The 20863-nt window shown below is 66.9% G+C and carries 16 protein-coding genes; 15 read left to right on the top strand and 1 reads right to left on the bottom strand.

Features of this window, described 5'->3' with window-relative positions; genetic code table 11:
* Nucleotides 1-86: 86 nt before the first annotated feature.
* The 4 genes from ppsA (at nucleotide 87) to ROZ37_RS15265 (ending at nucleotide 4306) form a co-directional block, all read left to right on the top strand.
* Nucleotides 87-2453, top strand: a complete 2367-nt coding sequence (ppsA, locus tag ROZ37_RS15280; RefSeq protein ID WP_312660540.1) for a phosphoenolpyruvate synthase — start codon at nucleotides 87-89, stop codon at nucleotides 2451-2453.
* A gap of 174 nt (nucleotides 2454-2627) precedes the next feature.
* A complete protein-coding gene (locus ROZ37_RS15275; RefSeq protein WP_312660539.1) occupies nucleotides 2628-3542 on the top strand; it encodes a DMT family transporter in 915 nt (304 codons plus the stop codon).
* 35 nt (nucleotides 3543-3577) lie between these two features.
* Complete coding sequence (locus ROZ37_RS15270; RefSeq protein ID WP_312660537.1) at nucleotides 3578-3961, top strand: pyridoxamine 5'-phosphate oxidase family protein; 384 nt, start codon at nucleotides 3578-3580, stop codon at nucleotides 3959-3961.
* Between the two features lie 123 nt (nucleotides 3962-4084).
* Nucleotides 4085-4306, top strand: a complete 222-nt coding sequence (locus tag ROZ37_RS15265; protein WP_312660536.1) for a hypothetical protein — start codon at nucleotides 4085-4087, stop codon at nucleotides 4304-4306.
* 341 nt (nucleotides 4307-4647) lie between these two features.
* Here the strand turns inward: ROZ37_RS15265 and ROZ37_RS15260 are convergent, their stop codons facing one another.
* Nucleotides 4648-6711, bottom strand: a complete 2064-nt coding sequence (locus tag ROZ37_RS15260; RefSeq protein ID WP_312660535.1) for an NADPH-dependent 2,4-dienoyl-CoA reductase — start codon at nucleotides 6709-6711, stop codon at nucleotides 4648-4650.
* Nucleotides 6712-6999: 288 nt separating this feature from the next.
* Here ROZ37_RS15260 and ROZ37_RS15255 point away from each other — a divergent pair, with 288 nt between their 5' ends.
* From ROZ37_RS15255 to ROZ37_RS15205, 11 genes are all read left to right on the top strand, one after another.
* On the top strand, nucleotides 7000-8010 hold the full coding sequence (locus tag ROZ37_RS15255) for a M23 family metallopeptidase (RefSeq protein ID WP_312660533.1): 1011 nt from the start codon (nucleotides 7000-7002) through the stop codon (nucleotides 8008-8010).
* A gap of 19 nt (nucleotides 8011-8029) precedes the next feature.
* Entirely contained in the window at nucleotides 8030-8392 is a 363-nt protein-coding gene (locus ROZ37_RS15250) for a hypothetical protein (protein WP_312660531.1), read from the top strand.
* 40 nt (nucleotides 8393-8432) lie between these two features.
* Entirely contained in the window at nucleotides 8433-8864 is a 432-nt protein-coding gene (locus tag ROZ37_RS15245) for a polymer-forming cytoskeletal protein (RefSeq protein WP_312660529.1), read from the top strand.
* 313 nt (nucleotides 8865-9177) lie between these two features.
* Nucleotides 9178-13110 (top strand): phosphoribosylformylglycinamidine synthase, encoded by a 3933-nt coding sequence (gene purL / locus ROZ37_RS15240; protein ID WP_312660528.1) that lies wholly within the window; start codon nucleotides 9178-9180, stop codon nucleotides 13108-13110.
* A gap of 141 nt (nucleotides 13111-13251) precedes the next feature.
* Nucleotides 13252-13647 (top strand): DUF2946 domain-containing protein, encoded by a 396-nt coding sequence (locus tag ROZ37_RS15235; RefSeq protein WP_312660526.1) that lies wholly within the window; start codon nucleotides 13252-13254, stop codon nucleotides 13645-13647.
* A 185-nt stretch (nucleotides 13648-13832) separates the two neighbouring features.
* Entirely contained in the window at nucleotides 13833-14288 is a 456-nt protein-coding gene (locus tag ROZ37_RS15230; protein WP_312660525.1) for a copper chaperone PCu(A)C, read from the top strand.
* On the top strand, nucleotides 14278-16416 hold the full coding sequence (locus tag ROZ37_RS15225; protein ID WP_312660524.1) for a TonB-dependent receptor: 2139 nt from the start codon (nucleotides 14278-14280) through the stop codon (nucleotides 16414-16416). The genes ROZ37_RS15230 and ROZ37_RS15225 overlap by 11 nt, the downstream gene beginning before the upstream one ends.
* A 59-nt stretch (nucleotides 16417-16475) precedes the next feature.
* Nucleotides 16476-17666 (top strand): sialidase family protein, encoded by a 1191-nt coding sequence (locus ROZ37_RS15220; RefSeq protein ID WP_312660595.1) that lies wholly within the window; start codon nucleotides 16476-16478, stop codon nucleotides 17664-17666.
* Nucleotides 17663-18142, top strand: coding sequence for a hypothetical protein (locus ROZ37_RS15215; protein ID WP_312660523.1), 480 nt, complete (start codon nucleotides 17663-17665; stop codon nucleotides 18140-18142). Before ROZ37_RS15220 ends, ROZ37_RS15215 begins: the two co-directional genes overlap by 4 nt.
* Nucleotides 18143-18175: 33 nt before the next feature.
* Nucleotides 18176-18592, top strand: a complete 417-nt coding sequence (locus tag ROZ37_RS15210; protein WP_312660522.1) for a DUF2946 family protein — start codon at nucleotides 18176-18178, stop codon at nucleotides 18590-18592.
* 233 nt (nucleotides 18593-18825) lie between these two features.
* Entirely contained in the window at nucleotides 18826-20850 is a 2025-nt protein-coding gene (locus ROZ37_RS15205) for a TonB-dependent copper receptor (protein ID WP_312660521.1), read from the top strand.
* The last annotated feature ends 13 nt before the right edge of the window (nucleotides 20851-20863 follow it).

The following is a 20863-nucleotide window of genomic DNA, read 5'->3' as shown; positions in this document are numbered from 1 at the left end:
TTGGGGAAAACGTGCCGTGCGGCAGAGCAGCATTTCTCGTTAAAATCGCATTTTGCTTTCTCCCCAACAAAATCGGAAGGCCATTCATGATTCGGTACGTCATTCCCTTCACCGAGCTGCGCATGACTGACGTGGAGCAGGTCGGTGGCAAGAACGCCTCGCTCGGCGAGATGATCAGCCAGTTGCCCGCGAGCGTACGGGTTCCCGGTGGTTTTGCGACCACTGCGGAGGCGTTCCGCGAGTTTCTGGCCCACCAGGGATTGGCGGAGCGGATCCGTGCGGCCCTCGACGCGCTCGACGTGGATGACGTGGACACGCTGGCGAAGACCGGCGCACGCATCCGCCAGTGGGTCATCGACACGCCCTTTCCCGCGAAGCTCGAAGAAGAGATCCACGCCGCCTACAATGCGCTGACCGCCGAAGGCGAGGGCAGTTTCGCGGTGCGCTCGTCGGCGACGGCCGAGGATCTGCCCGATGCGTCGTTCGCCGGGCAGCAGGAAACCTTCCTGAACATCCACGGCTACGAGAACATCCTGCACGCGATGAAGGAAGTGTTCGCGTCGCTCTACAACGACCGCGCGATCGCGTACCGGGTGCACAAGGGCTTCACGCACGCCGAAGTCGCGCTGTCGGCCGGCGTGCAGCGCATGGTCCGCTCGGACACCGGCGCCTCCGGCGTGATGTTCACGATCGACACCGAGTCCGGCTTCAAGGACGTCGTGTTCATCACTGCCTCCTACGGACTCGGCGAGACCGTGGTGCAGGGCGCGGTGAATCCGGATGAGTTCTACGTCCACAAGCCGACGCTTGCGCAGGGCAAGCCGGCGGTGATCCGCCGCAATCTCGGGTCGAAGCTGATCAAGATGGTGTTCGCCGACAAGAAGGAGGCCGGCAAGTCGGTGCGCACGGTCGACGTGCCCGACGCCGAGCGCGTGAAGTTCTCGCTGACGAACGAAGACGTGCTCGAGCTCGCGCGTTACGCAGTCGTCATCGAAAAGCATTATGGCCGCCCGATGGACATCGAGTGGGGCAAGGACGGCGAGGACGGCAAGCTGTACATCCTGCAGGCGCGCCCGGAGACGGTGAAGAGCCAGTCGAACGGTCTCGTGATGGAGAAGTACCGCCTCAAGCAGTACGGCAAGTCGCTGACGCACGGCCGCGCGATCGGCCAGAAGATCGGTGCCGGCACCGTGCGCATCGTCAAGGATGCTTCCGAGATGAGCCGCGTGCAGGCCGGCGACATCCTCGTTACCGACATGACCGACCCGAACTGGGAGCCGGTGATGAAGCGCGCGTCGGCGATCGTCACGAACCGCGGCGGGCGTACCTGCCACGCGGCGATCATCGCGCGCGAGCTCGGCATTCCGGCGATCGTCGGCTGCGGCAACGCGACCGAAGTGCTCGAAGAGGGCGATTCGGTGACCGTGTCCTGCGCCGAAGGCGACACGGGCTACGTCTATCGCGGCCGCCTCGAGTTCGAGGTCGTCTCGACCGACATGGGCAATCTGCCGGAGATTCCGGTCAAGATCATGATGAACGTCGGCAATCCGGAGCTCGCGTTCGAGTTCGCGCAGATTCCGAATGGCGGCGTCGGCCTCGCGCGCCTCGAGTTCGTGATCAACAACATGATCGGCATCCACCCGAAGGCGATCCTCGAGCTCGGGCAGGTGCCTGCGAGCCTGCGCGACGAGATCCTGCGCCGCTCGCGCGGCTACACGACGCCGAAGCAGTTCTTCATCGAGAAGCTCGTCGAGGGCGTCGCGACGATCGCCGCGGCGTTCTATCCGAAGCCCGTCATCGTGCGGATGTCCGACTTCAAGTCGAACGAGTACCGCAAGCTCCTCGGCGGCGAGATCTACGAGCCCGAGGAAGAGAACCCGATGCTCGGCTTCCGCGGCGCCTCGCGCTACATCGCGCATAGCTTCCGCGACTGCTTCGAGCTCGAATGCATCGCGATGAAGAAGGTCCGCAACGAGCTCGGCCTGACGAACGTGCAGATCATGGTGCCGTTCGTGCGCAACGTCGAAGAGGCCAAGGGCGTCGTCGACCTGCTCGGCGAGCACGGCCTCAAGCGCGGCACGAACGATCTCAAGCTGATCATGATGTGCGAGATTCCGTCGAACGCGTTGCTCGCCGACCAGTTCCTCGAGCATTTCGACGGCTTCTCGATCGGCTCGAACGACCTCACGCAGCTCACGCTGGGCCTCGACCGCGACTCCGGCCTCGTCGCCCATGCGTTCGACGAGCGCGACCCGGCGGTCAAGCAGCTGTTGTCGATGGCGATCCAGTCGGCGAACCGGCTCGGCAAATATGTCGGTATCTGCGGACAAGGCCCGTCGGACCACGCGGACTTTGCCGAGTGGCTAATGGACGAGGGCATTCAGACGATCTCGCTGAATCCGGATACCGTCGTCGACACATGGCTGAAACTGGCCGCGCACGCCACGCGCTGACGAGCGACTGCTTGTGCACCAACGGCGACTTCGGTCGCCGTTTTTTTTTTGGTGCGTGCACGGGCGTCGAGACGGGTGAAATGCGGTCCGTTCGCTTTGCCTTGAGGAAAATCAAATACGCCGAATCCGGAACGACGGATATTCGACAAGCAATTCTATTTGGACAATAACAACGTGGCGCAGCTTAACCCCGTGTTGAAGGGTGCGGGACTCCTGTTGACGGCGACGATCCTGTGGGGCGGGATGTTCCCGGTCGCGAAGGACGCGCTGTTCGTGGTCGATGCGTACTATCTGAACCTGCTGCGCTACGGTGTCACGGTGGCAGCGTTCCTCGTCGTGCTGTTGCTCGTCGAAGGGCGCGGTGCCTTGCGTTTCGAGGGCCGGTTCGCTGCCGCATGCGTGTTCGGCGCCATCGGCTTCGCCGGTTTCAGCCTGTTCGCGTTCGTCGGCCTCTCGCACACGCAGGCCGCGCACGGCGCGATCATCATGGCGATGCAGCCGATGATCGGCGCGCTCGTGCGCTGGCTGTGGCAAGGGCACCGCCCGCCACGGATCACGCTCGTCTGCATCGGCGCGGCGTTCCTCGGTGTCTTTCTCGTTGTCACGCGGGGTCAGTTCGGCAATCTCGACTCGGGCGGCGGCTGGGGCGACCTGCTGATCGTGATCGGCGCCGTAAGCTGGGTGATCTACACGTTCGCGGCGAGCCGTTTTCCGGGGTGGTCGCCGCTGCGCTACACGGCGCTCACGTGCCTGACCGGCGAAGTGGCGATCATCCTCGTGACGCTGGCGATGACGGCCTCGGGGCTGTCGGAAGCCCCCTCGCTGGAAAGTCTCGCGCCGGTCGGCCCGCAACTGGTCTATCTGGTCGTCTTCGCGTCGATCGTCGCGGTGCTGGCATGGAACGCCGGCATGCGCGCGCTCGATCCGTTGAGTGGAATGCTGTTCATCAACGTTGTGCCGATCACGGCTTTTGCGATCGGGATCTACCAGGGGCAGCATTTTGTCGGGGCCGAGCTGCTCGGAGCGTCGCTCGTGATTGCGGCCCTGTTCACCAACAACCTGGCGCTGAAATTCCTGTCGCGCAGATGATCCGCAATTTTTCGGCGCCCCATTGAGGACAAGCGATGAGTGCAATTGACGCGGTGACGCGGGAACTGCTGGACAAGACTGAATTCCTGGCGCTGGTGACCGAAGGGAGCGAGGGGCCGCACGTGGTCGGAAACTGGGGGGAATACCTCCGCCGGCTCGGCATCGATGGCGACCGTCTCGTGCTTCCCGCGGGCTACTATCGCAAGACCGAGGAAAACCTGAGCCGGAACGGTCGCGTTCAGGTCCTGGTCGCGTCGAAATCGGTTCAGGGCGGCCATGGACCGGGGCAGGGTTGTATTCTGCGAGGCACTGCCGAGATTCAGACCGAAGGCGAGTTTTCCGATCGCGCGAAAGCGTCTTTTCCGTGGGCCCGTGGCGCGCTTGTCATCAGCGTCGACAGCGTCGAGATGCAGCTTTAGTCGGGTGCAGGAGTTCCGCGCGAGCAGGATGCGCGGTAAAGCTGGTCGAAGGATCCGCGCCGCACCGAACGGCGGCGCGGCGGAACGGGGCGAAAGCCCGTTGGAAAGTCGAGGAATGAAGTCATGAGCTCTTGGAGTTGTCCGCACGATCTCGATAACGTCTGCCAGCGCGTGAGCGGCGCCGTCTGTTCGCCCGGCATGCGCGGATGCGTGCTCGAAGGCAAGGTCCGGTTTGCGCGCCACGAGATGAATCTGCCGCGCAAGCCGGTCAAGGCGGTCAAGGTCGTCGCGACGACCGCGAAGAAGCCGGCGTCACCTGCGCCGAAGCGCCGCTTGCCGTTCTGACGCTTCGGCGACGCTGTTTTGCCCGGCCGGACGCCGGCAAAACGTCGAGGGTCGGAGTTTCCCTGCCCGATTGGTAGTAGCGGTCGCTTGCCGCATTCCGGCATATCCGCACAAGGCGATCGATAGGCTGACGCAGACCCGCGTCGGCACGTTCGATCTGCCCGACAAATTCCATGTGGTGCCGCTCGCGTGGGGCGAGAACGGCTTTCGCGAAGTGTCGCGGCGGCCGGCTCCGCCGCGAGCGCGACCCCGCCGTCGATTCGCCGCCGAGGCGACTCGGCTAGCAGTAATCGCTGCGTGGCCGGGGATACCCCCGGGCCGGGCGGCAACGGTCGGCCGGATCAGAGTGCGGCTGCGACGCGCGTTCCCTGGTCGATCGCGCGCTTCGCGTCGAGCTCCGCGGCGACGTCGGCGCCGCCGATGCGGATGACCGGCATGCCGGCGGCGTGCAGCGGGCCCTCGAGATCGCGCAGCGGATCCTGCCCGGCGCAGATGACGACCGTGTCGACCGCGAGCAGTCGCGGTTCGCCGCCGATGGTCAGGTGCAGGCCGGCGTCGTCGATTCTTTCGTACCGGACCCCGGCCAGCATGTTCACGCCGCGTCGCGCGAGCAGCGTGCGACGGATCCAGCCGGTGGTCTTCGCGAGCCCTTCGCCGACCTTAGTCGGCTTGCGCTGCAGCAGCCACAGCTGCCGCGGGCGTTCTTCCTCGGCGGGCGGGCATAGTCCGCCGCGACGCGCGTAGGTCGCGTCGATCCCCCATTCGCGGCGGTAGTGCTCGACCGGGTCGTCGGCGAGCTCGACGTGCGTGAGAAATTCGCTGACGTCGAAGCCGATGCCGCCAGCACCGATCACGGCGACCTTGCGGCCGACCGCCTTCTTGCCGGTGATCACGTCGATGTAACTCGCGACCTTGGGATGGTCGATGCCGGGGACGTCGGGCGTGCGCGGGGAAATTCCGGTCGCAAGCAGCACGGTGTCGAACGGGCTCACCAGGTCGTCCGCGCGGACTCGCTGGTTCAGACGGACATCCACGCCCGCGTTGTCGAGACGATGGCGGAAGTAACGCAGCGTCTCGGCGAACTCCTCCTTCCCCGGAATGCGACGCGCGAGGTTGAACTGGCCTCCGATTTCGGACGCGCTCTCGAAGAGCGTCACCGCGTGTCCGCGTTCGGCCGCGGTTGCCGCGGCGGCCATGCCGGCCGGGCCGGCGCCGACGACCGCGACGCGCTTCTTCGCGATCGTCGGCGAGATGACGAATTCCGTTTCCCGGCACGCGACGGGATTGACGAGACAGGTGCAGGGCTTGGCTTCGAAGATGTGGTCGAGGCAGGCCTGATTGCACGCGATGCAGGTATTGATTTCATCGCTCCGCGACGCCGCGGCCTTGACGACAAAGTCCGGATCCGCGAGGAACGGTCGGGCCATCGACACCATGTCGGCGTCCCCGCGCGCGAGCACTTCCTCGGCGACTTCGGGCGTGTTGATGCGGTTAGACGTGATCAGCGGAATGCCGACTTCGCCCTTCATCCGGCGCGTGACCCAGCCGAATGCCGCGCGAGGGACCATCGCCGCGATCGTCGGAATCCGTGCTTCGTGCCAGCCAACGCCGGTGTTGATCAGCGTCGCGCCCGCGGCTTCGACCGCTTTCGCGAGGGCGACGATTTCTTCCCACGGCGCGCCGCCGTCGACGAGGTCGAGCATCGACAGGCGGTAGATCACGATGAAGTCGTCGCCGACGCGTTCGCGCACGCGGCGGACGATCTCGATCGGCAGGCGGTGGCGGTTCCCCACGTCGCCGCCCCAGCGGTCGCTGCGATGGTTCGTGTGCGGGACGGTGAATTCGTTGATCAGGTAGCCTTCGGAACCCATGACCTCGACGCCGTCGTAGCCCGCGCTTTTCGCGAGCGCCGCGCAGCGCGCGTAATCCTCGATCGTCCGCTCGATGTCGTCCTCGGTCATTTCACGCGGCGTCACCGGCGAGATCGGGGCCTTCAGCGCTGACGGTGCGACCGAGCCGCGGTGGTACGCGTAGCGGCCGGTGTGGAGGATCTGCATGCAGATCTTCCCGTCCTCCGCGTGCACCGCTTCGGTGATCAAACGGTGATGGGCGAGGTCTTCCTCGCCGGAGAGCACGGATGCGCCCGGGAAGATCGCGCCATCCGCGTTCGGCGCGATCCCGCCGGTGATGATCAATCCCACTCCGCCACGGGCGCGGCGCGCATAGAACGCGGCGAGTTTCGCGAAGCCGTTGCCGGATTCCTCGAGCCCGGTGTGCATCGAGCCCATCAGCACCCGGTTCTTCAGCTTGCAGAAGCCGAGATCGAGGGGGTCGAGGAGGTGCGGATAGGGCGCGGCGGCGCGAGCGGCCGCGTTCGGATCGGATGCCGGGGCGGGGCGGGGCATTACGTGTCTCCTTGGTGGTTTGTGCGGTTTTCGACGTACGGAACCGTATGTATCGTCGCCGATGATAGAACGCGTTCCGGCCGTCGGACAAACGCTCGTCAGCCGGCGGGACGGCTCGTAATGGGTTGCAACGAGGTTGCATGAGCGCGGGGCTTTGGTGTTAGACTCCGCCAGCTTTTTGTTCCGGCGATTTGAATTTGTCCGATAGGACTTCGCCGGAAGCCTGTTTCAATTCCCCCGGATACGGCGTCCTGCGCCGTGTATCCGCAAAGAACATGGAGGACAAGGATGGCTTTCGTCATTCTTTCCGCCGGCACGCTGACGCAGTCGAAAATGCGCACCTTCAGCGTACGCAGCTTCCTCGGGGTTGCGCTCGGTGTCCTGCTGACGACGCTCGCTGCCGGATTCGCGCTGGGCTACGGCGTCACGAGTCGGATCGTGAAGGGCAGCGAGATCGTCGTGGTCGGCACCGTGTCGGTCGACCCGGAACACCCCGAAGGGCGCCTGCTCATCGATCGATTCGGCGAGCTGTCGGGCCGGATGATGCAGCTCGAAGCCGAGGCGGCGAATCTCGCCGCGCGGATTGGCGCGATCAGGGAGTCCGAGGCGCACGCCGAGGAAGACGTCGCCGACGCCACCAAGGCGGGACGGGTCGCGAAGACGCCGGTCGCGATGTCCGCCGGCGGTCCGCTGCTCGCGCCGGTCGGTGCTCCGCAAGCCGTGCGGCCCGGATCCCGGCCAACAGTGCCGGCGTCGGCCGAGCCGTCCCCGGACGGTGCCGAGAGCGAATTGCGGGACCCGTTGTCCGATGGCCTGTCGCAGCTCGAGCGCGATGTCGGCCGGCTGGGCCTGAAGTTCGCGCGCATCGACAAGGCGGCGACCGACTACAAACTCGCGCAGATGTTCTTCCCGGGGCGCGCGCCGGTGGCGGACGTCGACGTCGCATCGACGTTCGGTAATCGCATCGACCCGTTCCGGAAGCGCTCCGCGTTCCACAGCGGCGTCGACTATCCGGCGCCCAGCGGTACCCCGATCACCGCGAGTGCCGGGGGTCGGGTGACGTTCGCGGGTTACCGCGCGGAGTACGGCAAGACCGTCGAGATCGATCATGGGGGCGGGCTTGCGACGCGCTACGCGCACGCGTCCGAACTCCACGTCGCGGTCGGGCAGATCGTGAAGCCGGGGCAGCGGATCGCCGACGTCGGATCGACCGGCCGCTCCACGGGTCCGCATCTGCATTTCGAGGTTTTCAAGGATGGGTTCGTCGTCGACCCCGCTTTTTACCTCGCTCGCTTCTGACTTGCCGCTTCCGATCCGTATGGCCGCCCGTCGCCGTTTCGACCACCGCACGCTGACCCGCGACCCCTACGTCGTCGCCTCGCCGCGCGCGCACCGGCGCAAGCTGCTGTTCGCGAGCACGATCCCGGTGCTGCTGCTCGTTTCGGTTGCCGGTTTCGGCTATCTGCAGGAGCACGCGCCCGCGGCCTTCCTGACCGACGCGCAGCTCGAAGCACGTGAGTTGCGCAGCAGCTTGAACAAGATCCGCCTCGAACTGGACGTCGAGCTGGCGACCCGCAGCGAACTCGAACGCCAGGTGACGAGCCTCAACGAAGTCCTCAGGCAGACGCGCGAAGAGCTGGCGTTCGTCAAGTCGGCAGGAAAGCCGGCGGCAAGCCGCTGAGCTCCCCGAGTCGAGAGGCGTATTTCCTGAAGGTGAGGACATGTTCGGACGCAAGCGAAACAAGGCGATCGAAGTAACGAAGCTCTCGAGCCTCATTTCCGACAATCTGGAGATTGTCGGCGACGTGCTGTTTTCCGGCGGCTTGCGGGTCGACGGAAAGATCGAGGGCAACGTGCTCGGCAAGGTCGGGGAGCGCAGCCTGCTGGTGCTCAGCAACAAGGGATCGATCACCGGGCGCGTGCGCGCTCATGACGCAGTGATCAACGGTCTGATCGCCGGCGATCTCGAAGTCGAGCATTTCCTCGAGCTCCAGGACAACGCCCGCGTTTCGGGCAACATCACCTACCGGCAGTTGCAGATGGATTGCGGTGCGGTCGTCGAAGGGCGGCTCGAAAAAGCCGATGAGGCCACGGCGGAGAAGAAGGTCATCGATTTGCCGGTTGCGACTCCACAGGTGGGGCGGGCGGACTGAGCCCCCTCCCAGAGTTCGCGAAGTCCGTGTCGGCCTTCGCTTTCGGCTCACGTCGGCCAACGCCGAACCGACTCGGCGGAGCCACGTCCCAGGTCGGACCGAGTCGAGGCGACGTCCGCCACCCGCGGCTTCCAGCGTCCATGGCGGCCTCTCGCGCACCCGCGCGCTGAATTCGTCTGTCGCGGCGATGCGATTTATCGCCGGATGGTCGGGAGAGGGAAGCGCAGCGGGCGGAGTTGCGGTCGTCGGGTATAATTTCGGGCTTCCGACGAGCGGACGACGCTCACCTCTCCCTTACCTTCGCACCTGACAAATGGCCGAAATTCTCAAGCTGCGCGGCGCCGCGGCGCTCTCTTCTTCCCGCCAGGAACGGCTGTTCCGCACCGTCTCGGCGGCGCTGCCGAAACTGAGGGCGCTCGCGGCCGAGCACTGGTACTTCGTCGAGCTCACGGCGCCGCTGTCGCAGGACGAGCGGGCCCGGCTCGTCGACCTGCTCGGCGCGGTGCCGGCGTCGTCGCAGGCGCCCGCCGGTGCGCAGCTGCTCGTCGTCCCGCGGCTCGGGACGATTTCCCCGTGGTCGTCGAAGGCGACCGACATCGCGCGCCAATGCGGGTTCGACAAGGTCACCCGGATCGAGCGGGGCGTGGCCTATTCGCTCGACACGAAAGGCGGTCTCGACGACCGCCAGCTTCCGGCCGTGTTGCCGCTGCTGCATGACCGCATGACGGAGTCGGTGCTGCCGGACGCCGACGCGGCCGAAGCACTGTTCCACCACTACGAGCCGAAGCCGCTGACCTCGGTCGACCTGCTCGGCGGCGGCCGTGAAGCGCTCGTCGCGGCGAACGTCGAACTGGGCCTCGCGCTGTCGGACGACGAAATCGACTACCTCGTCGACAACTTCACCCGCATCGCGCGCAATCCGACCGACGTCGAGCTGATGATGTTCGCACAGGCGAACTCGGAGCACTGCCGCCACAAGATCTTCAACGCGGACTGGGTGATCGACGCGCGGACGATGGACAAGACGTTGTTCGGCATGATCCGCGAGACGCACAAGGCGCATCCGGAAGGCACCGTCGTCGCCTATTCGGACAACGCGTCGGTGATCGAGGGCGCGACGATCGATCGCTTCTACGCGGACGCGGACGGTCAATGGCGCTTCCGCGCCGAAGAGACGCACATCCTCGCGAAAGTCGAGACCCATAACCACCCGACGGCGATCTCCCCGTTCCCGGGGGCCGCGACCGGCGCCGGCGGCGAGATCCGCGACGAGGGCGCGACCGGCCGCGGCTCGAAGCCGAAGGCGGGCCTGACGGGGTTCTCGGTGTCGAACCTCAACATCCCCGATTTCGTCCAGCCCTGGGAGAAGCCGTACGGCAAGCCGGACCGCATCGCGTCGGCGCTCGACATCATGATCGAGGGGCCGATCGGCGGCGCCGCGTTCAACAACGAGTTCGGCCGCCCGAACCTCGCCGGCTACTTCCGCACTTTCGAGCAGGAAGTGCAGGGCGAGGTGCGCGGCTATCACAAGCCGATCATGATCGCCGGCGGCCTCGGCAGCATCCAGGCGCAGCAGTCGCACAAGATCCAGTTCGCGCCCGGCACGCTGCTGATCCAGCTCGGCGGACCCGGAATGCTGATCGGACTCGGCGGCGGTGCGGCGTCGAGCATGGCGACCGGCACGAACACGGCCGACCTCGATTTCGCGTCGGTGCAGCGCGGCAACCCCGAGATCCAGCGCCGCTGCCAGGAGGTCATCGACGCGTGCTGGCAGCGTGGCGACGCGAACCCGATCCTGTCGATCCACGACGTCGGTGCGGGCGGTCTGTCGAACGCGATGCCCGAGCTCGCGGAGTCGGCCGGCCTCGGCGCACACTTCGAGCTGCGCGAAGTGCATATCGAGGAGCCGGGCATGAGCCCGCGCGAGATCTGGAGCAACGAGTCGCAGGAGCGCTATGTCCTTGCGATTGCGCCGGAGAGTCTCGACGAGTTTCGCGCGATCTGCGAACGCGAGCGCTGCCCGTTCGCCGTCCTCGGCGAGGCAACGGCTGACGGCCACCTCACCGTCGCCGACCGCCACTTCGGCAACAAGCCGGTCGACATGGAAATGCAGGTACTGCTCGGCAAGCCCCCGAAGATGACGCGCAACGTGTCGCGGCGCGCGGCGCATGTGCCGCCGTTCGACGTCACCGACGTCGACCTGAAAGACGCGTGCCTGCGCGTGCTGCGTCTGCCGACGGTTGCGAGCAAGAGCTTCCTGATCACGATCGGCGACCGCTCGGTCGGCGGCATGACCGCACGCGACCAGATGGTCGGACCGTGGCAGGTTCCGGTCGCCGACGTCGCGGTCACCGCGATGAGCTTCCACGGCTACCAGGGCGAAGCGTTCGCGATGGGCGAGCGTACGCCGCTCGCGTGCCTCGATGCGCCCGCGTCCGGCCGGATGGCGGTCGGCGAAGCGATCACGAATATCGCCGCGGCCGACATTACGGACCTCGGCCGGATCAAACTCTCGGCCAACTGGATGGCCGCGGCCGGCCACCGCGGCGAGGACGCAAAGCTCTACGACACCGTCAGCGCGGTGTCGCAGTTCTGCCAGCAGGCCGGGATTGCGATCCCGGTCGGCAAGGACTCGCTGTCGATGAAGACCGCGTGGCAGGACGCGGGGCAGGACCGCCAGGTCGTTGCGCCCTTGTCGCTGATCGTCACGTCGTTCGCGCCGGTCGAGGACATCCGCCGCACACTGACGCCGCAGCTGCAGTTCCCCGAAGGCGTCGAGACCGAGCTGATGCTGATCGACCTCGGCAACGACCGTAACCGCCTCGGCGGCTCGGCGCTTGCGCAGGTGTTCGGCTCGGTCGGCGAGCAGATCCCCGACGTCGAGGCCACGCAGCTCGCGAAATTCTTCGCGCTGGTCCAGCAGTTCCGCCGCGACGGGCTGCTGCTCGCGTACCACGACCGCAGCGACGGCGGCCTCTTCGCGACGCTGTGCGAAATGGCGTTCGCGTCGAAGTGCGGCCTGTCCGTCGTGCTCGACACGGTCTGTTACGACCAGTACATGAACGACGTCGACGGCCTCGACAAGAAGCCCGACACGATCAAGGGGCGCCTCAACGACCGGCTGTTCGGCGGGCTGTTCGCGGAGGAACTCGGCGCGGTGATCCAGATCCGGCGCGAGGACCGCGCCCGCGTCACGGCGCCGCTGCGCGAGGCTGGGCTCACCTACCACTTCCTCGGCGAGCCGAATGCGAAGGACGAGATCCGCTTCTGGCGCAACGCGAAACTCGTGTTCAATGCGCCGCGCGCCGAGTTGCTCCAGGCCTGGTCCGAGACGAGCTACCGCGTCGCCCGTCTGCGCGACGACGCCGACTGCGCGAAGGAGGAGTTCGACGCGTTGGCGGATACGACGAACCCCGGCCTGAGCATGTCGCTGACGTTCGACACGGCCGAAGACATCGTCGCGCCGATGATCGCGACTGGCAGGCGGCCGAAGATCGCGATTCTGCGCGAGCAGGGGGTCAATTCGCAGGCCGAGATGGCCGCGGCCTTCGAGCGCGCCGGCTTCGTGCCGTACGACGTGCACATGTCGGACCTGCAGGCGGGGCGCCACCAGTTGGCCGAGTTCCACGGTTTCGCGGCCTGCGGCGGGTTCTCGTACGGCGACGTGCTCGGGGCGGGACAGGGCTGGGCGAAGTCGATCCTGTTCAACCCGGCTCTGCGCGAGCAGTTCGAGACTTTTTTCGGCCGCGGCGACACCTTCGCGCTCGGCGTCTGCAACGGCTGCCAGATGATGGGGAACCTCGCGGCGATCATTCCGGGCGCCGAGCACTGGCCGACCTTCCACCGCAACCGCAGCGAGCAGTTCGAAGCGCGCTTCGTGATGGCGGAAGTGCTCGACAGTCCGTCGATCCTGTTCGCCGGGATGGCCGGCAGCCGGATGCCGATCGTCGTCAGCCACGGCGAGGGCAGGGCGGTCTTCCGCGCCGCAGCCGACGCGGCGCGGGCGATTGCGGCGGTCCGCCACATCGACAACCACGGCGCGCCGGCGACGTCGTACCCGTTCAACCCGAACGGGTCGGCGGATGGGCTGACCGGCTTCACGACCGCGGACGGGCGCTTCACGATCATGATGCCGCACCCGGAACGCACGGCCCGCACGGTGCAGATGAGCTGGCATTCCCCGGAAGCCGGGGAGGACTCGCCGTGGATGCGGATGTTCCGCAATGCGCGCCGCTGGCTCGATTGAGTGCTGGGGTTGACGCGCGGCGACCGCCGCGCGCACGATGCGGGCCGTGCGATTTCGGTCCTTGATTGCGATCAAGGGTTTGCGATCCCCGCCCGCTAGAATCGCGACAGCCTATCGACCGAGCCAGCAGTGCGATTTTCGATGTCATCCAGACGCTCGACCCGCAGCATGACCGCCTGGATCGCGATGTTCGCGATCCTGCTCGGTGCGCTCGCGCCGACGCTGAGCCACGCGCTCTCGCAGCCGGGCAATGGCAAACGGATGGTCCAGGTGTGCACCGTCGCCGGCATGAAGATGGTCGCCGTCGACGATGCGGCCGCCAAGGGCAAGAGCGACGACGCCAATCTGTTGGCGGCTGAGCGCTGCTCCTTCTGCGCGACCCACGCCCATTTTCCCGCGCTTCCGTCTTCGCCGGTCCCGCCGTTCGCGCTGAGCGGCGGCTCCGAATCTTTCCCCTCCCTCTTCTTCCACGCGCCGCGTCCGCTTTTCGTCTGGGCGGCGGCGCAACCCCGCGCTCCTCCGCTTCCGCACGTCTGAACGGCAACGGTTCGCGTCCTCCTGCGACGCGACCGCGCCGTTCCGAACTGCAATTCGCGAAATTCCGTCATAACGTTCGGCACGAACCGGACCGCCCGCGCACGCGCTCCCCGCAGGGGACGGCGCTTGCCGTGGTCGTCGTGCCGGATGTTTCGCCAACCTTCGAAACGGATGGAGCACAAATCATGAAAAAGCTCGCTTTGATCGCGCTGTCGTTCGCCGTCCTCGCCGGTCCCGCGTTCGCGCAGGTGAAGATCGACGATCCCTGGGTGCGGGCGACCGTCCCGCAGCAGAAAGTCACCGGCGCGTTCATGCGCATCACTTCGGCGCGGGACGCGCGCCTCGTCTCGGCACGGAGTCCGGTCGCCGGAAAGGTCGAGCTCCACGAGATGGCGATGCAGAACGACGTGATGAAGATGCGGCCCGTCGCCGCGGTCGATCTGCCAGCGGGCACCGCGGTCGAGCTGAAACCGGGCGCGCATCACATCATGCTGTTCGACCTGAAGCAGCCGATGGTCGAGGGAGAAACCGTGCCGTTCGTGCTCGTCGTCGAGGGCAAGGACGGGAAGCGTCAAGCCGTCGAGGTTTCCGCACCGGTGCGGCCGCTCAACGCTGCGCACGGAGCGGGTCATGGGGGTTGAGCGACACGTTCTCGCGCTGCTTTCGGCGGCCTGCGCTGCCGGAAGCGCGATTGCGGCGGACGCGGAAAGCATTCTCGAAGAGGTCACTGTGACTGCGACGCGCGAAGCAGCGCGCCTCGTCGAGACGCCCGCTTCGGTCGGCTCGGTCAAAGGCGCCGACCTCGCGGCGGACAAGCCGTCGCACCCGGCGCAGGTACTGAGCCAGATCCCGGGCGCCGCCGTCGCGGTGACGAATGGCGAAGGGCACACGACCGCGATCCGCCAGCCGTTCACGACCGCGCCGGTCTATCTGTTCCTAGAAGACGGCATCCCGTCGCGTTCGACCGGTTTCTTCAACCACAACGCGCTGTACGAGATCAACGTGCCGCAGGCGGGCGGCATCGAGGTCAATCGCGGGCCGTCGTCGGCGCTGTATGGATCGGATGCGATCGGCGGCGTCGTCAACGTGCTGACACGGACGCCGCCGACGAAGCTGGAAGCACAGGCGTCGGTCGAAATCGGCGAGCACGGCTGGAAGCGGGCGCTCGTCGGCGGCGGGAACGGTTACGAAAACGGCGGCTGGCGGGGTGACCTCAACCTGACGAAGACTGACGGCTGGCGCGACGACACCGGCTATGACCGCAAGAGCGGCACGCTGCGCTGGGATCATTTCGTCGACGACAGTACCTTGCTGAAGACGGTGCTCGGCTTCTCCGAGATCGACCAGGAGACGGGCGCGAACTCGCCGCTGATCCGCGGCGACTACAAGCACGATCCGACGCGGAACTACCTGCCGATCGCATTCCGCAAGGTCAGCGCGCTGCGCCTGTCGACGAGCTACGAGCGCGACATGGGTGACTCGCTGCTGTCGATCACGCCATACGTGCGCGACAACAGCATGGATCTGCTCGCGAGCTTCGCCTTGCGCTTCGACCCGTCGCTCGCGAAGACCGAGAACCGGTCCTACGGGCTGATGGCGAAGTGGCGCCAGGATTTCGTGCCCTTGCGCGCGCGACTGATCGCCGGCGTCGACCTCGACGTCAGTCCCGGCGAACGGCGTGAGAACCGGATCGACGCGACGACCCGCGGGTCGGGCGCGAGCGAGGAGTTCATCGCCTACCGCGTCGGCCCGCGCATCTACGACTACGACGTCGAGTACCGCGGGATCTCGCCCTATCTGCATGGCGAGATTTCGCCGACCGAAAGGCTGCGGCTGACCGCCGGGCTGCGCTACGACGACATGCGCTTCGATTTCGACAACGGAATCGCGGCGGGCGCCGTTCGTACCGATACTGTCGTGACCCGGAACGGCGCATCGATTCGCACTACGAGCTTTTACGGCCAGGCGGCGAATACGACCGTCAGTTTCCGCCGCGCAACGCCGAAGCTCGGCGCGACCTACGCGCTCGGCGCCGAAACGCATCTCTTCGCGTCGTACAACCAGGGTTTTCGCGCGCCGTCGGAGTCGCAATTGTTTCGGCCGTCGCGCGCGAACAGTCACGCGGCGGCCGTCGCGCTCGCGCAGTCGGCGCTGGAACTCGATGCGATCAAGGCCGAGCAGTACGAACTGGGGGTGCGGGGCGTCGCGGCGGGCGTCTCCTACGATCTCGTCGCCTATGAACTGACGAAGCGCGACGACATCGTCAGCCAGCGCGACCCGGTAACGACGCAGACCATCACGACGAACGCCGGCAAGACGCGGCATCGCGGGGTCGAGCTCGGGCTCGGCGCGCCGCTCGTGCGCGGGCTGCGGCTCGATGCCGCGCTGTCGTACGCGAAGCACGAGTTCGTCGATTGGGTCACGGACCGCGCCGACTTCGGCGGCAACGAGCAACCGAGCGCGCCGCGCTTCATGTCGAATGCACGCCTGACCTGGACGCCGACCGATGCGCTCCGCGCTCAAGTCGAGTGGGTGCGGATCGGCTCGTACTGGCTCGACGACGCGAACACGGTGAAATACGGCGGGCACAACCTCTTCAACCTGCGCGGCAATTACGCGCTGACGCCGAAAGTCTCGCTGTTCGGCAGCGTCAATAACCTCACCGACCGGCGCTACGCGGACAGCGCGCAGTTGTCGTCGAACAGCACGCCGGCGTATTCGCCCGGCCTGCCGCGCACGGTGATTGCGGGAGTCGAGGCGAAATGGTGATATCGCGCATCGGTTCGTTTCCTGCTCACTCGTATCCGGGAGATCGCACGGTGAATGAAATGCGGCCGAGCCGCCTCCTGCAGTTCGCCGGTGTCGCACTGCTCGCGCTCGGCGTCGCCGCCGGCGCTGCCGCCCAGGGGCATGTCCATGGGCAGGCGAGCGCGAAGCCGGCGAAACCGGAACTTGGCACCAGCGCCGCATTTGCGCCGGACGGATCGCTGTACGCGGTGACGGAGGGCGGGCAGCACGTGCTGCTGCACCGGAGCACCGACGACGGCGCGACCTGGGGCGAGCCCGTCACCGTCAATGCCGCGCCCGAAGCGATCTCCGCCGACGGCGAAAACCGTCCGAAGCTCGCTTTCGCACGCGACGGCGGCGTGCTCGTGTCATGGACGCGTCCGCTTGCGAAGCCTTATACGGGCGAAATCCGGTTCGCGCGTTCGGACGACGGCCGTCGGTTCGGCGAGCCGATCACGGTGCATCGCGACCGCCAGGAGATCACGCACCGCTTCGAGACGCTCGCGCTCACCGGGAGCGGGCAGGTCCTCGTCGCGTGGATCGACAAGCGGGACCTCGAAGCCGCGCAGGCCGGCGAGCGCGCGTATCGCGGCGCGGCGGTATATGCCGCGTTGTCCGACGACGGCGGGCGGACGTTCCGACCCGAAGTGAAAGTCGCGGATCACTCGTGCGAATGCTGCCGGATCGCGATCGCGAACGACACCGACGGCTTGCCGCTCGTGATGTGGCGGCACGTCTTCGAGCCGAACGAGCGCGACCACGCGATTGCGAAGATCGGGCCGGACGGCGTGGCTGGCGAGGTCTCGCGCGCGACGTTCGACCGCTGGCGCATCGACGCCTGCCCGCATCACGGACCTTCGCTCGCGGTTGCACCGGACGGTACGCGCCACGCGGTGTGGTTCAATGAAAAGGACGGGGAAGGGCGCGTGTTCTACGGCCGGCTCGCGAGCGGGCGCACCGAAGGGCAGCGGGCGATCGGCGGCGACCGAGCGGCGCATGCGGATATCGCCATCAGCGGCCGGCGCATGGCAATCGTCTGGAAGGAATTCGACGGCGAACGCACGCGGTTGCGCGGCGAGCTTTCGGACGATGGCGGCGAACATTTCCGCGCCATCGAACTCGCGTCGACGGACGGGGCTTCCGACCAGCCGCGCGTGCTGCGTCGCGGCGACGCACTGTTCGCGTTCTGGCGCACCGGCGCCGAAGGCATGAAGGGGTACGAACTGAAATGAAGACGATGCGCTTGCTGGCCGTGCTCGGCTGCTTTATTGCGGCACCCCTCGTGCTCGCCGCGGACTTCGCCGTCCTCGATCCCGCCGGTGCGGCGAAGATCGTGAACCCCGCCAGTTACGACCGGCCGACGATCGTCGCGTTGTGGTCGTCCGACTGTGTGCATTGCAAGAAGAATCTCGCGCTGTTCTCGGAAATCGCGCGCGCGTATCCGCAACTGCGCATCGTCACCGTCGCGGTCGAGCCCGCGGCGCCGCAACTCGCCGAGCCGCTCGATCGCCTCGCGGTGCCCGGCGCACGCTACGCGTACGGGGATGCCGCGCCCGAAGCCCTCGCGTATGCGCTCGATCCGAAATGGCGCGGTGAGCTGCCGCGCACGCTGATGTTCGACGGACACGGGGGCAAACACGCGGTTTCCGGCGTCGTCGCCAAATCGGACGCGCTCCGCTCGCTCGGCCTCGCAACGGCCGGGAACTGAGCGGCTTGAGCCCTCGATGACGTACCAATCGACGTGAATCCGCTCAGCGCCGCGGTCCGGCGGCGCACCGCGTGGATCGCCGTCGTCGCGATCCTGCTCGGTGCGCTGCTGCCGTCGATGAGCCACGGCGTCCCGTCTGAGGACGCCGCGCGGACCTTCGTTCGAGTATGCACCGCGGCGGGCATGAAGCTCGTCGCGGTCGACGAATCGGGCGAGGGTCGCGCCGAAGCCGCTTCCCACGGCGAGCGTTGCGCGTTTTGCGCAACGCATTGTCAGCCGGCGATGCAGCGTCGCAGCGTTGCGCCGACCTGGATTCTTTCGGTCGACCTGGCGCCCTTCCCGCATCTTTACAACCGGGCGCCGCGGCCCCGGTTTGTCTGGCTTTCGGCGGTCCCGCGCGGGCCGCCATTAGAGCCCGCCTGCATCGCCGGCGCCGCAGCCCGTTCCTGAACGCGGCGCCGAGAGGAGGGCGGTAATGCGGTATTCGGCGAGGTCGTTTCGACTGCCTCGCGCCGCAGCGCGACCGCCCTCCCGCTGAAATCCCGTTTTGTCGCTTCCTGTCCGGCGCTTCCGCGCACGGGCGCGATCTCGTGCGCCCGTGTCTCGCTGCGCCCGCGGGGGAAGTTGACGAAGCGAATGCCGCGGCGACGTCGGTCGCCGCAGTTTCGAATCGGAATACGAAGATGAAAAACACCTACACCCGCCTGCCGCTCGCCGTCGCGATTTCGATGGCTTTTCCGGCGTTTTCCGCCGACGCCGCAACGCTCGACACCGTCGTCGTCACCGCGACCGCGATCGACGCGCCGCTGACCGTCACGACCGACCCGAAGGCACCGCGCCAGCCGCTGCCCGCGCACGACGGCGCCGACCTGCTGAAGAACATCCCCGGCTTCTCGGTGATCCGCAAGGGCGGCACCGACGGCGATCCGGTTTTCCGCGGCATGTCGGGCTCGCGGCTCGGCATCCTGCTCGACGGCGCGGAAATCCTCGGCGGCTGCGGCGGCCGGATGGATCCGCCGACCGCTTACGTCTATCCCGAGTCGTACGACCGCGTGACGATCCTGAAGGGACCGCAGACGGTGCTGTACGGGCCGGGCAGTTCGGCGGGAATCGTGCTTTTCGAGCGTGACATCCGGCGCATGGAGCATGCCGGCTGGAAGGCCAACGCGAGCGCGACGTTCGGGAGCTGGGGCCGCAACGACCAGGTGCTCGACGTGCGCGGCGGCAATCCCGACTTCTACGCGCAGGCCGCGGCAACGCGATCGGACAGCGACAACTACGAGGACGGCGACGGCAACGAAGTTCACTCGTTCTACACGCGGTGGAACGCGAACGCGGCGATCGGCTGGACGCCGGACGAGAACACCCGACTCGAACTCTCGCTCGGCCGCAGCGACGGCGAGGCCGCATATGCCGACCGCGCGATGGACGGCACGAAGTTCGAGCGCGAGTACGGCGGGCTGAAGTTCGAGCGCCGCGCGTTGTCGCCGCTCGTGCGCAAGGTCGAGGCGCAGGCGTACTACAGCTACATCGACCACGTGATGGACAATTTCAGCCTGCGGCAGAACAGCGGCATGAAGATGCTGAACAACCCCGATCGCCGCACGGTCGGAGGCCGCATCGCCGCGACGCTCGCGCCGACCGACGCACTGCAGTTCGTGGTCGGCGCCGACGCGAAGGACGACGAGCATACGGTGCGCAACGGGGTCAACTACCGCAGCCAGCGTCGCACGGACGACCTGGCGTTCGAGCGCTACGGCTTGTTCGGCGAGGCGACCTTCGCCGTCGACGACGTGAGCCGCGTGATCGGCGGCCTGCGCGTCGATGAGCACGAGGCGAAGGACCAAAGACTCACGCTGGCGCGGCGCACGCCCCCGGGGAATGCACCGAATCCGTTCGCGCGGAAGACACGCGACGAGCGGCTCGAAAGCGGCTTCGTGCGCTACGAGCGTGACTACCTCGACGGCGCCGCGACCTGGTATCTCGGTGCGGGCCACGTCGAGCGCTTTCCGGACTTCTGGGAGCTGATGCGCGGTTACCCGTTCCCGGACGCCGCGAGCGAGGACTTCATGAGCCTGGCGCCGGAAACGACGAACCAGCTCGATTTCGGCACGACCTGGGCCTCGGGAAACTGGAAAGCCTCGGTGTCGGGCTTTTACGGCAAGGTCGACGACTACATCCTGCTCCGCTGGCTGACCCCGAGCACCGCGAACGTGCGCAACGTCGACGCGACGGTTTACGGCTTCGAATCCGATGTCGCGTGGCGCTTCGCGCCGAACTGGATCGCGACCGGGACCCTCGCCTGGGTGCGCGGCGAAAACGACAGCGATGACAAGCCGCTCGCGCAGCAGCCGCCGCTCGAAGCGCGCCTCGGCATCGAATACAACGATCGCGTGTTCTCGTACGGCGCCTTGCTGCGGCTCGTCGCCGAGCAGGACCGCGTCGACGTCGGATCGGGCAGCATCGTCGCGAACGGCATAGATCTCGGCCCGACGCCCGGCTTTGCAGTGCTGTCGCTGAATGCCGGCTGGCGGCCATCGCGCTCGCTGCTGCTGACCGCGGGCGTCGATAACGTGTTCGACCGCACCTACCGCGAGCACCTGTCGAAATCGGGTGCGGCCATCAGCGGCTACGAGGCACCGTCAGGCGAGCCGATCAACGAGCCGGGCCGGACGTTGTGGGTCAAGGCGCAGCTCGCGCTGGAGTGAGCGGCCGCGAAAA

Origin of the sequence: Aromatoleum sp. (assembly GCF_032027225.1) — a bacterium.
GTDB lineage: Bacteria > Pseudomonadota > Gammaproteobacteria > Burkholderiales > Rhodocyclaceae > Aromatoleum.
Note: the sequence above shows the minus strand (reverse complement) of the source record. Positions and strands in the feature narration are given on the sequence as shown.

What these genes read in the sequence shown, in the direction of transcription:
- ROZ37_RS15215 (WP_312660523.1), top strand. Translation starts at nt 17,663, where the DNA reads ATGAAGACGATGCGCTTGCTGGCCGTGCTCGGCTGCTTTATTGCGGCA.
- ROZ37_RS15235 (WP_312660526.1), top strand. Translation starts at nt 13,252, where the DNA reads ATGTCATCCAGACGCTCGACCCGCAGCATGACCGCCTGGATCGCGATG.
- ROZ37_RS15260 (WP_312660535.1), bottom strand. Translation starts at nt 6,711, where the DNA reads ATGCCCCGCCCCGCCCCGGCATCCGATCCGAACGCGGCCGCTCGCGCC.
- ROZ37_RS15245 (WP_312660529.1), top strand. Translation starts at nt 8,433, where the DNA reads ATGTTCGGACGCAAGCGAAACAAGGCGATCGAAGTAACGAAGCTCTCG.
- ROZ37_RS15255 (WP_312660533.1), top strand. Translation starts at nt 7,000, where the DNA reads ATGGCTTTCGTCATTCTTTCCGCCGGCACGCTGACGCAGTCGAAAATG.
- ROZ37_RS15225 (WP_312660524.1), top strand. Translation starts at nt 14,278, where the DNA reads ATGGGGGTTGAGCGACACGTTCTCGCGCTGCTTTCGGCGGCCTGCGCT.
- ROZ37_RS15205 (WP_312660521.1), top strand. Translation starts at nt 18,826, where the DNA reads ATGAAAAACACCTACACCCGCCTGCCGCTCGCCGTCGCGATTTCGATG.
- purL (WP_312660528.1), top strand. Translation starts at nt 9,178, where the DNA reads ATGGCCGAAATTCTCAAGCTGCGCGGCGCCGCGGCGCTCTCTTCTTCC.
- ROZ37_RS15220 (WP_312660595.1), top strand. Translation starts at nt 16,476, where the DNA reads ATGCGGCCGAGCCGCCTCCTGCAGTTCGCCGGTGTCGCACTGCTCGCG.
- ROZ37_RS15270 (WP_312660537.1), top strand. Translation starts at nt 3,578, where the DNA reads ATGAGTGCAATTGACGCGGTGACGCGGGAACTGCTGGACAAGACTGAA.
- ppsA (WP_312660540.1), top strand. Translation starts at nt 87, where the DNA reads ATGATTCGGTACGTCATTCCCTTCACCGAGCTGCGCATGACTGACGTG.
- ROZ37_RS15265 (WP_312660536.1), top strand. Translation starts at nt 4,085, where the DNA reads ATGAGCTCTTGGAGTTGTCCGCACGATCTCGATAACGTCTGCCAGCGC.
- ROZ37_RS15250 (WP_312660531.1), top strand. Translation starts at nt 8,030, where the DNA reads ATGGCCGCCCGTCGCCGTTTCGACCACCGCACGCTGACCCGCGACCCC.
- ROZ37_RS15230 (WP_312660525.1), top strand. Translation starts at nt 13,833, where the DNA reads ATGAAAAAGCTCGCTTTGATCGCGCTGTCGTTCGCCGTCCTCGCCGGT.